The sequence below is a fragment of the Streptomyces sp. Root1310 genome (genome assembly GCF_001426425.1).
In the GTDB taxonomy this organism is placed as follows: domain Bacteria; phylum Actinomycetota; class Actinomycetes; order Streptomycetales; family Streptomycetaceae; genus Streptomyces.
Genome location: NZ_LMEQ01000030.1, coordinates 212,831 through 227,055 on the forward strand (window position 1 = coordinate 212,831; position 14,225 = coordinate 227,055).

The following is a 14,225-nucleotide window of genomic DNA, read 5'->3' on the forward strand; positions in this document are numbered from 1 at the left end:
CTGCGGCGAACAGCCGCTCCGTATCACCCCGAGGAGTGACCGTGAGCGTTCGTATCGGAGTGGAGGAGGAGTTCCACGTCCTGGAGGTGGAGAGCGGGCTGCTCGTGCCGCGCGCCGATTCGCTCCTGCGACGCCTCCCGAGGCGTACCTTCACCACCGAGCTGCACCAGTCCACCGTGGAGTCGAACAGCGCGGTGCACACGGCCCTCGACGATCTGTACGCCGACCTCGCCGCGACGAGACGGCAGCTCGACGCGGCCGCCTCTTCGCTGGGCCTCGCGGCGGTGGCCGCGGGCGCGGCGCCACTCGCGCCGGCGGCGGCCGCGCACCCCACGGCCGGAGCGCGCTATCGCCGCATGGTCGAGGACTACCGCACGGTCGCCGACGAGCAGCTCATCTGCGGTGCCCAGGTCCATGTGGACGTTCCCGACCGCGACATGGCGGTGCGGGTCATGTGCGCGGTCTCCCCGTGGCTGCCCGTGCTGCTCGCCCTCTCCGCCAGTTCGCCGTTCTGGCAGGGGGCCGACACCGGGTACGCGAGCTGGCGGACCATGCTCTGGCAGCGCTGGCCCACCGCGGGCCCGGTCGGCTGCTTCGCGAGCGCGGACGAGTACGACGCCACGGTGCGCGACCTCGTCGGCTCCGGGATCATCAGCGACCCGGGAATGATCTATTACGACGTGCGCCCCTCCTCGCACCTCCAGACGCTGGAACTGCGCGTCGGCGATTCCTGTCCGCGGGCGGAGACCGTCGTGCTCGTCGCCGGACTGTTCCGCGCCCTGGTCACCGAGGCCCGCGAGCGCCTCGAGAGGGGCGGTGCCCGCGGCTGCCAGGGCCGGCACGAGTGGCTGCGCGGCGCCTCCTGGCGGGCGGCCCGGTCCGGGCTCGAAGGCGGTCTGGTGGATCCGGTGACCCATCGGGAGGCGCCCGCCGCGGAGGTCGTGCGCACCTTGCTCACCCGGTTGCGCCCCGCCCTGGAGGCGGCCGGCGACTGGGAGACCGTCCGCTCGCTGGCGGACGAGGCCCTCGCCGACGGCAGTGCGGCGTGCCGCATGCGCCGGGTCGCGGAGCAGGAGGATCTGCTGGCCTGTGTCGACATGCTGATCGCCGAGACCCGCGGCGAACGTGCCCCCGGCAGAGCGGCGGTCACCCGAGGCGGGAACCTTCCGCCCGCCACCGGTGTGACAGGCCCCTCCCACCGGTTCGAGCGACCGCTGACCCGCAGGTGAGTCGCCATGGTCACGGACGAACCATTGCCCTGCGCCGACCGCCCGGCACCCAGGTACCGGCGGTCGGCCCATGCCGAACGAAACGGAGGCGGCGCATCATGTGCGGTCTGAGCGGGGAGATCCGCTTCGACGGTCACCGACCCGACCTGGCGGCAGTCGAGCGCATGAGCGAGCGACTCGCCGCCCGTGGTCCCGACGGCCGGGGAATCTGGACGAGGGGCGCGGTGGCGCTGGGACATCGGCGACTGAAGATCATCGACCTGTCGGACCTCGCGGCGCAGCCGATGACCGACTCCCGCGCCGGGCTCACCGGAGTCTTCAACGGCTGTGTGTACAACTACCGGGAGCTGCGCGAAGAGCTGCGCGGCCTGGGACACCGGTTCACCACGACATCCGACACCGAGGTGGTGCTGAAGGCCTACCGGCAGTGGGGCACCGCCTGCGTGGAGCGTTTCTACGGCATGTTCGCCTTCGCTCTCGTCGAGCACCGGTCCGGACGCGTGGTGCTGGGGCGCGACCGCCTCGGGATCAAGCCCCTGTACCTGGCACGGACGCCGGGGCGGCTGCGGTTCGCGTCCTCGCTGCCCGCCCTCCTCGCCGCCGGTGGCGTGGACACCTCACTCGATCCGGTCGCCGTCCACCAGTACCTGAGCTGGCACGCCACGGTCGCGGCCCCGCGTACCGTCCTCGGCGGTGTGCGCAAGCTGCCGCCGGCCACCGTGCGGGTCGTCGAACCGGACGGCACCCATCACGACCACCGCTACTGGCAGCCGTCGTACACGCGCCGGGCGGAGTACGCGGCGATGGGCGCGCACGACTGGCGCGACGCGATGCTGGAGGCGCTGCGTACGGCGGTACGCCGACGGATGGTCTCCGACGTCCAGGTCGGCGTCCTGCTCTCCGGCGGCCTGGACTCCAGCCTGATCGTCGCGCTGCTGGCACAGGCGGGACAGCGCGACCTGATGACGTTCAGCGTGGGGTTCGAGTCGGAGGCCGGGGAGGAGGGCGACGAGTTCCGGTACTCGGACCTCGTGGCCCGCGAGTTCGGCACCGACCACCGTCGGCTGATGGTTCCCTCCGACCGGGTGTCGACGGCCCTGGACGGTGCCGTCGAGGCGATGAGCGAGCCGATGACCAGCCACGACGTGGTGGCCTTCTACCTGCTGTCCGAGCAGGTGTCGAAGGAGGTGAAGGTCGTGCAGAGCGGGCAGGGCGCCGACGAGGTCCTCGCCGGGTACCACTGGTACCCGCGGCTCGCCGAGGCCGCCCGCGCGGACGCGGCCGAGCGGTACGCCGACACGTACTTCGACCGGCCGCACGCCGACCTCACCCGGATCCTGGAACCCGGCATGCTGCCCCGCGACGACGTCTCGGGCCGTTTCGTCCGGGAGCACATGGCGGTCCCCGGAGCCGAGACTGCCCTGGACGCGGCCCTGCGTCTGGACACCCACGTGATGCTCGTCGACGACCCGGTCAAGCGGGTCGACAACATGACCATGGCCTGGGGGCTGGAGGCCCGGGTGCCGTTCCTCGACCACGAACTGGTCGAGCTGGCCGCGGCCTGCCCGCCGGAACTCAAGCTGGCCGACGGCGGCAAGGGCGTACTGAAGGCAGCCGGCCGTCGGCTGTTGCCCAGGGAGATCGTCGAGCGTCCCAAGGGGTACTTCCCGGTCCCGGCGATCAGGCACATGGCCGGCCCCGTCCTCAAGCGGGTACGCGAGGCGCTCGAGGCCCCCGAGGCGAGGCGGCGCGGCCTCTTCCGGGAGTCGTACGTGTCCAGGCTCCTCGAGGCGCCCGACGAGCACCGCACCAAACGGGGAGCGAACGCCCTGTGGCAGGTAGCGTTGCTGGAGACATGGCTTCAGACGCACGGCATCACGTGAGTGGCGGACCGAGCGCGGCGGCGGCCCTCGGCGGCGACCAGGTCGCCCCGCCGCCCACCGACCTGCGGGCGGCCGACGTGAGTGGCGCGGCCCTCGCGGCCGCCCCGGCCCCGGCGCCGGTGCCGCTGCCCGAGGCGAGCGGTCCGCGGGAGGCCGTGACCAGGCTGCGCTCCCACGGCTGCTGGTATCCCTCCGCCAGTCCCGACGGCTCCGAGGCGGCCTTCATCTGCGACCGGGGCGGCGTCCCCCAGCTGTGGGCCGGGCCCCTCGACGGGGACGGGGTGCACCTCCTCGACTCCTTGCCGGACCCGGTCAAGGAGGTGTCCTGGTCACCGGACGGCCGCTGGATCGCCTACACCACCGCACCGGGCGGTGGCGAGCACACCAGGGTGCTGTGCGTACGTCCCGACGGCACCGGCCGCCGGGTGCTGGCCGGGGACGACCCGGGCCATACCGCCCACCTGGGCTGCTGGGCGCACGACGGCTCGGCCGTCGCCGTCACGCTCGCCGCCCCGGGCGGCGGCACGCGGCGCAACGGCGCGGGACCGACCGGTGCCGACGCCGCCTGGCCGGGCAACTGGGCCGACCGGGACGGCCGGGCGACCCTCCTGGGCGGAACTCCGTACTCCTCCGCTCCGGGACCGGGGCAGACCGCCACGGCGGTCGGCGGCCCGGAGCCCCGGGTGTCGTCGGTCCGTCCCGACGGCGGTCTGTCGGCCTACCTGATCGATCCCGACGGACTGGCGTCCGCCGTGCTCCTGGCCACGGAGACGCACGCCGCCACCCTGCGGGTGTGCGACATCAGCCGCGACGGCGCTCTCGTGCTGCTGCGCCGGGGACCGCGAGGACGGCGGGAGGCCGTCGTCCGGCGCACGGCGGACTCGGCCACGACGTGCACCGTGCCGGTCGCCGACGGCGATCCGTGGATCGGACGGTTCTCACCCGACGGGCGGACGCTGTGGCTGCGCAGTGACGCCGACCGCGAGTACGCGGCACTCGTCGCCGTCGCGCTGGGCACCGACGGCCGAGCGCACGGGTCGTCCGTCATGGCGGAACGGCAGGACAGTGACCTCGACCTGCTGGCGTTCTCGCACGACGGCCGCACCGCCGTGCTGTCGTGGAACGAACGGGGCGAGAGCCGGCTCGAACTCGTCGAGCCCCTCCCGACGCGGCGGGCCCCCTACGGCCCGCTGCCGACGACGGCCGTCGTGCTGCCCCACGAGGTCGTCACCCGCGTCGAGAGGGCCGGCTCCCGGGGACTGCTGCCGGCGCTGTCGGGTTCCCAGCGTCGGCCCGGGGTGTGGTGGGCCGCCGAGGGCGTTTCCCTCACCCGTACGCCCTGGTCCTCCCGTGACGAGGACGCCACCGCGCCGGACCGCCGGCCCGTCCGTCCCGTCCTCCTGCGGCTCACGGCGCGGGACGGGCTGCCCCTGAGCGGCTGGTACTACCGGGCGCCGGGCCGGGCTCCGGGTGACCCGGCGCCCTGCGTGATCCACCTGCACGGCGGGCCGGAGGAGCACGAACGCCCGGTCTTCAGCCCGCTCTACCACGAGCTGACCGGGCGTGGGCTGGACGTCTTCGCCCCCGACGTCCGGGGCTCCTCGGGGCACGGCAGGTCGTTCGTGGACGCCGACCTGGGCGCCGGACGCTTCGCCGCGCTGGACGACGTCGCGGACTGCGCGGCCCACGCGGTGCCCGCGGGTCCCGCCGATCCGACAAGGCTGGCGGTCATGGGGCGCTCGTACGGCGGTTATCTGACGTTCGCCTCCCTCGTACGGCACCCGGATCTGTTCCGCACCGGCGTCGCCGTCTGCGGCATGTCGGACCTCGCGACCTTCTTCGCCGGTACGGAGCCCTGGCTCGCCGAGTCGGCGGCCCACAAGTACGGCCACCCCGAGCGCGACCGCGAACTGCTGCGGGAGCTCTCGCCGATGACCCGCATCGACGCGCTGCGCGTCCCGGTGCTCGCCGTCCACGGCGAACACGACACCAACGTGCCGCCGGGGGAGTCCGAGCAGTTCGTACGGGCGGCGCGCGACCGTGGCATCCCCGCCGAGCTGCTCACCCTGCGGGACGAGGGGCACGACTTCCTGCGCGCGGACAACCGGCGACTGTTCCGCCGAGCCGCCGCGGACTGGCTGGAACGCCACCTGAGCGGTTGAACGGCCCGGTCGGCAGGCGCGGGGGCCGAGGATGAACGGTTTCGGCGCCGGTACCCCCGGCGGCGACCGCCGGGACGGCGGGCGTCTATCCGCGCTCGGCGCCGGGCTCCGCAGTGTCGTCCGAGGGTGCTCTGGCCTTCGTGTGGAGGACCTCGCGGGCCTGCTCCGCGGCGCGGGTTATGCCCTCGGCGACGAAGTCGACGAAGCGGGCGATGTTCTCCAGACGGGCGGCGGCCGGGGTGTCGGAGCCGAGGACCCCGACGCCCTGCCGAGCGGCCTCGGCGAGCAGGGCGCTGGATCGGGCACTGGCGATCGTCGACTGGTAGAAGACGTCGTCGTCGACGAGGTAGCGCTCGCGGCGGCCTTCGCCCCGTTCCCGGCCGATGAGGCCCTGGCTCTCGAGGAACGCGACGGCTTTGGAGACGGACGCGGGGCTGACGTCGAGGCGCTGGACGAGCTCGGACGCGGTGAGGCTGCCCGCGTCGGTGGTGTAGAGGCAGGTCAGCACCCGGGACATCATCTTCGGCAGGCCCTGTCCCATGAGGAGGGTGGTGAACATCTCCTCGTACTCGCGCACCGCCTCGGCGTCCCGTCCGTGGGCCGGCGCGGGTGCCGCCCCCCGGGGAGCGGCCTGCCGGCGCCGGTGGGTGCGGCGTTCGGTCGCGTGGTGGGCCAGGTCGGCGCGGTAGGCGGTGGGGCCGCCGTTCCGCATCACCTCACGTGTGATCGTCGAGGTCGGACGATCGAGACGTCTGGCGATCTCCGCGTAGGCGAGGCCGTCGGCCAGTCCCAGCGAGATCTGCTGGCGTTCCTGCTGGGTGAGTCTGCCTCCCGGCATGGCGTCTCCTTCGTGTGCCGTGGTGTCGCCACCATAGCGTTCACTCGCCACTCATTGCAACGAACGAACCTGTTGGCGTTGCGTTGAATTCCAAGCCATTGCAACGATTTATCGGCTTTGAACTGCAAGAATGTTCATCAGGTGCAACGAAAGTGTTGATGAATCTGTGAATGCAACGTAGCTTTTCCGGTGTCGGAAACAAGGACCCAAAAGGAGAGCACGATGCACAAGTTCCCCACCCCCGCCCCGATCGCCGCCGTCCTCGACATCCCCGCGGGGCGCATCCGGTTCATCGCCGCCGACCGGGCCGACACCACCGTCGAGGTCCTGCCCGCGGACGCCTCGAACAGCCGCGACGCGAAGGCCGCCGAGCAGGTCGGGGTCGCCTACGACGGCGGCGTCCTGCGGATCGAGGCCCCGGCGCAGAACCGGATCCTCGGCAACTCCGGATCCATCGAGGTGACCGTTCAACTGCCCGCCGATTCCCGGGTCGAGGCGAAGGCGGCCAGCGCCGAGTTCCGCGGCGTCGGCCGGCTCGGCGACGTCGTCATCGAGGACTCGCACGGCGCGATCAAGCTGGACGAGGCCGCGAGCGCCCACCTCACCCTGCTCGCCGGGGACGTCACGGTCGGCCGCCTCAACGGCCCTGCGGAGATCGGGACCAAGAAGGGCGACATCCGGATCGCCGAGGCCGTGCGCGGCACGCTCGTGCTGCGCACCGAAGCCGGCGACGTGTCGGTCCGCGCCGCCCGCGGAGTCTCCGCCTCCCTGGACGCCGGCACCGGCCACGGCCGGATCGACAACGCGCTCAAGAACACCGACGGCGTCCCCGGCCTGACCATCCACGCGACCACCGCCTACGGCGACATCGTCGCCCGCAGCCTCTGAGGGGCATGTGCCCTGTGCGACCCGGCCGTCGCGGCGACCGGGCCGCACGCGCCGACTCCCCACCCGGCCGCACCGTTTCGGTCACCCGTCGGCCGGTCGGACCTGCGGGACGGGCTTCAGATGCCGGTGTGCACATAGGCGGCCCACTTCGTGGGGAGCCTCGGGGCCGCGTCCCGCATCGTCCGGATCGCGCGGTGCAGCGCCAGGGCGGGCGCCTCGTCCAGGTGGGCGTAGAACCGCGCCGCCACGTCGGCCGCCCCCTGGTCGCCGACCGGCCACCGGGTCGCGATGACGTGCTGGAAGCCCGCCACCATCAGCGAGGAGGCGATGTCCAGCGTCTCGTTGTGGGCCGCGGAGCCGGACGCGGCCGTCGAGCAGGCCGAGAGGTAGGCGAGTTCGGCGTGCTCCAGGCGCATCCGGAAGATGTCGGAGACCAGCAGCGGGCGGTCGTGCAGGAGCAGGTGGCTGGTGGACGGATTGCGGGGGTCGGCGGTGCCGTGGCAGGCGAAGTGCGCCCAGTGGGCGTCCGGCAGTCTCCGGGCGACCGCGTCGAAGGTGGCGCCCGCGCCGGACAGCACGTCCGCCGAGCGCACCCGGCGGGCGAAGTGGGCGCGTTCCTCACGCGTCCGGGTCAGGGTTCCGTAGCCGGGGGCCTCGGAGACCTCGACCATCAGGCCGCGCCTGCGGTCGGGGGATACGGAGGGTCTCGTGCGGGCGTGGCGGAGGGCGCGGATGCTCGGCACGTACGAGGAGACCGCGCGGTCCAGGACGCTCACCGCCCGCTCGTGATCGCCTGCCACGTGCACGGGGAGCATGGCCAGCGGTCCGGTGAGAGCCCACCACACACGGGGCCACGCCGTGCCGGACTTCCCACGGGCCGCGTCGTCGGACAACGTGGCTGTGAGTCCGAGGCAGTCCAGGACGGGAGCGGCCAGGACGTCCCAGAGCCAGCCGAGGGTGGCGCGCACCCCTGCCTGCGCCGTGAACCGTTCGGCGGGTGAGCCGGTCTCCGCGGCGGCCACGTCCACGCCGAACTTCGCCGTCCTGGACACCAGTTCGTGGCCGGTGAGGCCGGGCAGCCGTACGGTGCGTACCCCGCCCGGGGTGAGGATCAGTGCGTCCGAGCGCCGCGGTGTGACGTTGACCGAGACGACCGGCCCCGGTCCCGCCACCGGGCGCAGGTCCCGCGCACCGCTCTCTTGGAGGAACCCCTCGAAGCCGGGGAGCTCCCTGACCCTGCGGACCGTGGCATCCCAGTGGGCGTCCGCGGCCCGGCGCCGCGCCGGATCGGCGTCATCGAGCACGGCGGTCAGCCGGTGCAGTTCCGCGTCCAGTGCGGGGGCGACGGCACGCAGTCCCGCCCGTTCCTCCGGGTGGCTCAACCGGTGGGCCGCGAGCAGGCCGCGTCCTCGCTCCAGGATCAGCAGCGCATCGCCGGGACGCCCCGCCTCCAGGGTCGCGGCCACCGCCGACTCCACCAGGTCTCCCTGCCCGCCGAGCACCTGGCGTTGATCCGCGAGCGGGCGGCAGGGGGAGAGAAGCCGGGGGAGCAGGTCGACGGCGCGCCCGTAGGACGCCGCCGCCTCGCCCCAGTACCCCGCGGCCGCGGCGGTCTCGGCCTGCATTCGGACCGTCCTGAGCTCCTCGGCGCCGGAGAGCGGCGCGTCCGCCGCGCCGGCGAGGAGGGCGATGGCCTCGTCCGACGCGGCGCTGTCGCCGAACAGTTCGTGCCTGCTGCGCAGACAACGGGCGAGTCCGACGGAGAGCCGGGCCCGGAGGGCGGGCGTGCCCGTACGCAGCTCCAGGGCGGTGCGCCAGGCCTCCTCCGCCTCGTCCAGCGCCGCCCGGTCGTGCCCGTCGTGCGCCACCGTGCGCAGGGTGTCGCCGAGCAGACGCAGGAGGCCGATCCGATCGGTGATCGCGTCGTCGGGGGAGGCCAGGACGGAGCGCAGGATGCCCACGGCCTCGTCCCGTGCTTCCGGCAGGCCGACCGCCCGGTGCCGGATCATCAGCAGACGGGCCAGGTTGGCGGACTTCTCGCGGCGCATCACCGTACCCTCGGCGAGGTCCAGGGCGCGACGTTGCAGGTCGACCGCCTCCGCGAGATCCTCGGCGCGCAACTCCCGGTCGTAGCGGAGGGCCAGCGACGTGGCGAGCCCCTGGAGACAGCAGGAGAGCGCGACGGGTGCGGCCGTACGGACCGCCCGACGGTGCAGGTCGATCGCCTCGGCGGCCGGACCGCTCTCGCCGGTGAGGGTGTGCTGGAGCTGGAGCGCACCGGCGAGCGCGACGCTGCGCCGCGACCACTGCGCGCCGCCCGCGGTAACCCTGCCCTGGCGCAGCCGGGCCAGCAGCACCATGGCTTCGGCCGCCGCGACGTCCCCGACCGCCTCGGCCCGCAGCTTCAGGGCGGGGATCAGACACCGCTGCGCGGCGTCGAGGAGGTGCCCGAAGCCTTGCGGGAGGGCCCTGGCGTGCTCCATGGCGCGGGTCAGTGTCGCGATCGCGTCGTCCAACTCGGCCATGTCGCCCTCCCGTTCGTAGCACCAGGTCAGAGTGGTGCCCACCAGCTGGAGATGTCCGTGGTCGCTCTCGGTCAGCAGCGCCATGACCTCCGCGGAGAGGCCCGCGACGGAGCTGTCGGCCACCCGCCGCGCCACCGAGCCCCGCAGCCACGTCACGGCCCGGCGCGCCTCGGCCACTTCCTCGGCGGCCATCGCCTCCACGATGCGCAGACGGCCCACCCCGACGATGATCTCCAGGCCCCGCGGATGTGTGTCGGGCAGCTCGGCCAGCAACACCTCGAAGCGCTCACGGAACGGCCGCAGACCGCCGAGCCTCCCGTCCGGCGGCGGCAACGCGTCCCCCAGCCGTCCGACCTCTGCCCTGAAAGCGGCCATGGTCCGCTGCGCGGCACGCTCCCCGCGGGCGTACCCCGCGCGCAGCCGGACCGGAACGGCGCGGGGCTTCGCCCTGTGCACCGCCCCGAAGGCGACCTCGGCCAGACGAAGCAGACGCCGGTCCTCCTCGGGACCGCCGGTGCCGATCCGGTACTGGTACCAGCTGCACCGACCCAGCACCTCCCACCCGCGCAGCGTGAGCTCGTGCGCGGCGTCGGCCTCCCCCGGCGCGAGCGGGCCACCGGGCGGCCGGTGAAGGGCGTCCAGCAGATTCCGGGACTCGTGCGCCGCCTCCGCGCACAGCAGCACCGTCGGGTTCCTGAGCAGCCGATAGCGCCTGACGCGCCTTTCCAGCGCGGTGACCAGATGCTCCTGGACCACAACCCATCCTCTCGGCTGCCCTGTTCGGGACTGTCGGAGACTTTTCGTGACCGAGGTGCCACGTTCCGTAATTATCATGACGGGAGACGACACCTCGACGCTGCGCGCTTCGACGACCTGCCGGGAGGCCCCGCCCCGTGCTGCCCGAAACCGACCCCGACCTCGCCGACTTCTGTGCCGGGCTGCCCCGGTTGCGCAGAGCGATGGGCCAGGAACCGGGCCCGGCCGCAGAGTTGGACGCCGTGCTCGCGGCCGTGCGGGAAGGGCGACGGGTCGGCCCGCTGCTCTCCCGGCTGGGGATCTCGCCGGACGACGGTGAACACCGCGGCCCCGGGGCCGGTGTCCCGGGCCTTCGAGGCGGTCGCGGCGGCACGGAGACGTACGTCTGCCCGGCGGGTGTGTGCGCCCGGACGGAGGAGCGGATGCCGGGCGGCCGTGTTCCCCGTTGCAAGGTGCACGACCGGCCCCTCGAGCCGGACGAGCGGCCGTGAACGGACTCCTGGGCGAGCTGGGCAAACGCCTTCTCGACAGCTGGATGTCGAGGCTCGCGCTGCCCGGTCTGCTGTACCTCGCGACCGTGGCCGTCGCCGTACTGGCGGGGCAGGCCGACGCGTTGGACGTCCGGGTGGTGCCGGCCGGCCTCGGGCGGTGGGCGGCCGCGCTCGGGGCCGCTCCGGTCATTTCCCAGATCGGTGCCGCGGTGGCCGTGGCCCTCGCCTCGCTCGCCGCCGGGTTGGCGGTGCGCGCCGCAGCCCCGCTGGTGGAGGCCTGCTGGACCGGCCGCTGGCCCGGCTGGGCCCACCGGCTGGAGCTTCGTCGCACCGCGGTCAGGGAGGCCGCGTGGGAGCGGGCTCACCGGGAGTTCGTCGCGCTGCGGAACATCGGGGAGGGCGGCCGGACCCCGGAGGAGGAACGCGAGCTGGCGCGGTGGGCCGAGACGCGCAACGGCATCGCGCTCGCCAGGCCGTCCCGCCCGACGCAGATGGGTGACCGGGTCGCCGCGGTCGAGACCCGGGTGCACCACGAGTACGGCATCGATCTGGTGTCGGCGTGGCCCCGGCTGTGGCTGGTGCTGACAGATGCGGAGCGCGCCGAAGTCACTGCGGCCCGGGTCCTGTTCGACGCGAAGGTGGTCCAGGCCGCCTGGGCGTGCGGCTATCTGCTGCTGGCGCTCGTGTGGTGGCCCGCCGCCGTGGTGGGTCTCGTGGTGGGGGCGTCGGCATGGTGGGACGCGCGGACCGCGATCACCGAGTACGCCGCTCTCGTGGAGTCCGTCGTGGACCTGCGCCGCCGGGAACTGGCGGTGGCGGCGGGGGTGCTGGGGGAGGGGGCGACCTGGGAGGACGGCACCGGGCGCGCGCTCGGCCGACTGTTCCGGAAGGGGGCGTAGTCCCCTGCGGAGCGGACCGAGGCCGCCGGTATGACGCGGGGCGGAGCGCCGGGTTCGGCGCACCGCCCCGCCGCCGGGCAGGTCAGCGGTCCTCGAGTGGCTCGAACCCGTCGAGCATCCTCGTCAGCATCGCGGAGAAGGGCTGCGAGGCCGCCAACGTCAGTTCGACCTGTCCTGAGGCGCCGGAGGACAGGTCGAGCGTGATCTCCTCCGCCCTGTCGTCGTGCCACCAGTACAGGGTCTCGTCGAGCGAGTCAGCCGAGGCGCCGCTCCGGCGCAGCATCGCCGGGACGCGCTCCCGCATCGTCTGCATGACCATGACGGCGTCGGCGTCCCGTACGACGTGGAAGCACAGCACGTTCGGCAACGGGATCATCACCACCGCGCCGTAGCGCAGCGGATCCCTGGCCACCTCGGCCAGCCGCAGCAGCTGCGCCGACACATCCGTTCCTCCGGTCAGCACCGTGATGGGCTGCTCGCCCCGCATCCGGTACCGGCACCCTCGCAGGTTGTGCAGTGCCATGGCCCACAACTCCGCGGTGTCCACGCAGAGGTGGGCGAGGTCGGCCACCTCGACCCGCGGCCGGTCGAGCTCCGCGCGCCCGTCCTCGTCCCGTACGACCATGGCGAGTTGTGCGACGAGACCGGCGCCGAGGTGTCTCTCCACCGCCTGGTCCCTTTGCCCCGTGCTTTTTCGGCGCGCGATCCTGGGGACCAGGCGGCCACGGAGCCCGTCGACGCCCTCGTCGAGGAGGCGCTGCCGGATCCGCTCGGCCTGTGCCTCCTGCCGGTCGCGGAAGTCGGTGAGTCCGGCCACCAGGAGCTCGTCCGCGATCAGTTTGGGCCAGCCGAACTCCGGTCTGCTCCGGGCCAGTTCGGCCATCGGACGTAGGTCCACCCGGGCGGGTCCGAGTGCTCGTGACACCTCCTCGCTGATGACCAGCCGCGCGATCCCCGCCGCTTCGTCGAACTCCTGCGGGCTGTTGTGCTGGGCGAGCCCCTGCCTGACACATTTCCTGAACCGGCCCCACTGCCGGGACGTCATCCACGCGCACCATGCGGGCGGCGCCGAGCTACGGCCGAACATCCTCACGCTCCCTCCCCGATCCGAAGTGCCACCCTGCCCGGCAAGGTCGCCGGAGGGTCGGCGCTTCTCGCCGGTTTCCCCCGTACGGACCTGAGGCGAGAGGGAGTTTGACAAGGCCGCGGGCCGAGGAATCGAGTTCGCCCCCACGCGCGCGGGATCAGCGGCCGGGTCACCTCCGGGGAAGAGAGAGGGCAGTGGTGTGGTGCCGCCCCGCCCGATCGCCGTCCTGGCAGGATGGCGGCATGGAACGTGTGCTTGGAATCGGTGGGTACTTCCTGCGGGCTGCCGACCCGGCGGCGCTGAACGCCTGGTATCGCGACTGCCTGGGCCTGGACGCCGATGAGAACGGCCTGTGGCGTCAGGAAGCCGGGCCCACGGTGTTCGCGACGTTCGAGTCCGGGACCGACTATTTCGGGTCCCGCACCCAGCGCACCATGCTCAACTTCCGGGTCCGCGACCTGGACGCGATGCTCGCGCAACTGCGTGCCGGGGGAGCGGACGTGACCGAAGAGACTCAGGAGATGGAAGGCGTCGGTCGTTTCGGCTGGGTCACCGATCCCGAGGGCAACCGGATCGAGCTGTGGCAGCCCGCCTGACCGCGCCACGCTGACCCCGGCCGCCGAATCCGGGCGGCGAATCCGGGCGGCGTCCGTCGGCGTGGAGTCGCCCCCCGTCCAAGGATTTCCGGTTGCCGGAGATCGATCGCTGCTCCTACGGTCGGCTCCATGGCGGACGACGAGACCACGCGCGCGGCGCGACTGCTGGACGCGCAGGCGAAGGCCGCACGGCTCTTCGCGGAGATCGACAAGCGCGGGCTCGTGGCAGCCGGCCAGGGGGAGCGGGCGGTCAGTGACCGCATCCGGGACCTGGCGAACGAGCTCTTCGGCACCACCCGGCACTGGCACAAGCGGATCGTCCGCTCCGGCCCGAACACGCTGGCGCCGTACAAGGAGAACCCGCCGGACCGGGTGATCGGCGCGGACGACATCGTGTTCGCCGACTTCGGGCCGATCTTCGAGGAGTACGAGGCCGACTTCGGCCGCACCTTCGTCCTCGGGGACGACCCGGTGAAGCGACGGCTCCGGGACGACCTGCCGAAGGCCTTCGAGGCCGGCAAGCGGTTCTTCGAGGCCGACCCGGGCATCACCGGGAAGGCGCTGTACGCCGAGGTCGAGCGGCTGGCCGCCGGCTCCGGACGGGAACTGGGCGGCTGGCACGCCGGGCACCTGGTGGGGGAGTTCCCGCACGAGAAGATCGACGGCGCGGACACGGAGTCGTACATCACCCCCGCCAACGACACCCCGCTGCGGCGCGCCGACAAGACCGGCCGCCGCTGCCACTGGATCCTCGAGATCCACCTCGTCGACCGCGAACACGGCTTCGGCGGCTTCTACGAGGAACTGCTCACCCTCTGACCCGCCGATCGCGCACGGAGGGGCGACGGCGGACTCGCTCACCACCCCCGAA

Annotated in this window: 11 protein-coding genes; 8 read left to right on the forward strand and 3 right to left on the reverse strand. The window is 73.1% G+C overall.

Annotation, left to right across the window (positions count from 1 at the left end; all coding sequences use genetic code 11):
• The first annotated feature begins 41 nt into the window (after positions 1-41).
• The 3 genes from ASD48_RS28180 (at position 42) to ASD48_RS28190 (ending at position 5,274) form a co-directional block, all read left to right on the forward strand.
• Positions 42-1,229, forward strand: coding sequence for a glutamate--cysteine ligase (locus ASD48_RS28180; RefSeq protein WP_057604546.1), 1,188 nt, complete (start codon positions 42-44; stop codon positions 1,227-1,229).
• 98 nt (positions 1,230-1,327) lie between these two features.
• Positions 1,328-3,112, forward strand: a complete 1,785-nt coding sequence (locus ASD48_RS28185) for an N-acetylglutaminylglutamine amidotransferase (RefSeq protein WP_057604547.1) — start codon at positions 1,328-1,330, stop codon at positions 3,110-3,112.
• Positions 3,085-5,274, forward strand: a complete 2,190-nt coding sequence (locus ASD48_RS28190; protein WP_079074010.1) for a prolyl oligopeptidase family serine peptidase — start codon at positions 3,085-3,087, stop codon at positions 5,272-5,274. Before ASD48_RS28185 ends, ASD48_RS28190 begins: the two co-directional genes overlap by 28 nt.
• An 85-nt stretch (positions 5,275-5,359) precedes the next feature.
• Here the strand turns inward: ASD48_RS28190 and ASD48_RS28195 are convergent, their stop codons facing one another.
• Positions 5,360-6,112 (reverse strand): helix-turn-helix domain-containing protein, encoded by a 753-nt coding sequence (locus ASD48_RS28195; RefSeq protein WP_057604548.1) that lies wholly within the window; start codon positions 6,110-6,112, stop codon positions 5,360-5,362.
• Positions 6,113-6,334: 222 nt separating this feature from the next.
• Between ASD48_RS28195 and ASD48_RS28200 the strand changes: the two genes are divergently transcribed.
• On the forward strand, positions 6,335-7,000 hold the full coding sequence (locus tag ASD48_RS28200) for a DUF4097 family beta strand repeat-containing protein (RefSeq protein ID WP_057604549.1): 666 nt from the start codon (positions 6,335-6,337) through the stop codon (positions 6,998-7,000).
• A gap of 116 nt (positions 7,001-7,116) precedes the next feature.
• Here the strand turns inward: ASD48_RS28200 and ASD48_RS28205 are convergent, their stop codons facing one another.
• Positions 7,117-10,281 (reverse strand): CHAT domain-containing protein, encoded by a 3,165-nt coding sequence (locus ASD48_RS28205; RefSeq protein ID WP_057604550.1) that lies wholly within the window; start codon positions 10,279-10,281, stop codon positions 7,117-7,119.
• Positions 10,282-10,418: 137 nt separating this feature from the next.
• Between ASD48_RS28205 and ASD48_RS28210 the strand changes: the two genes are divergently transcribed.
• Both ASD48_RS28210 and ASD48_RS28215 read left to right on the forward strand, forming a co-directional pair.
• Positions 10,419-10,772: a hypothetical protein gene (locus ASD48_RS28210; protein WP_057604551.1), complete on the forward strand. Its 354-nt coding sequence runs from the start codon at positions 10,419-10,421 to the stop codon at positions 10,770-10,772.
• A complete protein-coding gene (locus ASD48_RS28215) occupies positions 10,769-11,671 on the forward strand; it encodes a hypothetical protein (protein WP_057604552.1) in 903 nt (300 codons plus the stop codon). The genes ASD48_RS28210 and ASD48_RS28215 overlap by 4 nt, the downstream gene beginning before the upstream one ends.
• Before the next feature lie 82 nt (positions 11,672-11,753).
• Here the strand turns inward: ASD48_RS28215 and ASD48_RS28220 are convergent, their stop codons facing one another.
• Positions 11,754-12,716: a hypothetical protein gene (locus ASD48_RS28220; RefSeq protein ID WP_057604553.1), complete on the reverse strand. Its 963-nt coding sequence runs from the start codon at positions 12,714-12,716 to the stop codon at positions 11,754-11,756.
• Between the two features lie 284 nt (positions 12,717-13,000).
• Here ASD48_RS28220 and ASD48_RS28225 point away from each other — a divergent pair, with 284 nt between their 5' ends.
• A complete protein-coding gene (locus tag ASD48_RS28225; protein ID WP_057604554.1) occupies positions 13,001-13,354 on the forward strand; it encodes a VOC family protein in 354 nt (117 codons plus the stop codon).
• A gap of 129 nt (positions 13,355-13,483) precedes the next feature.
• Positions 13,484-14,173: a M24 family metallopeptidase gene (locus tag ASD48_RS28230; RefSeq protein ID WP_057604555.1), complete on the forward strand. Its 690-nt coding sequence runs from the start codon at positions 13,484-13,486 to the stop codon at positions 14,171-14,173.
• Positions 14,174-14,225: the final 52 nt, after the last annotated feature.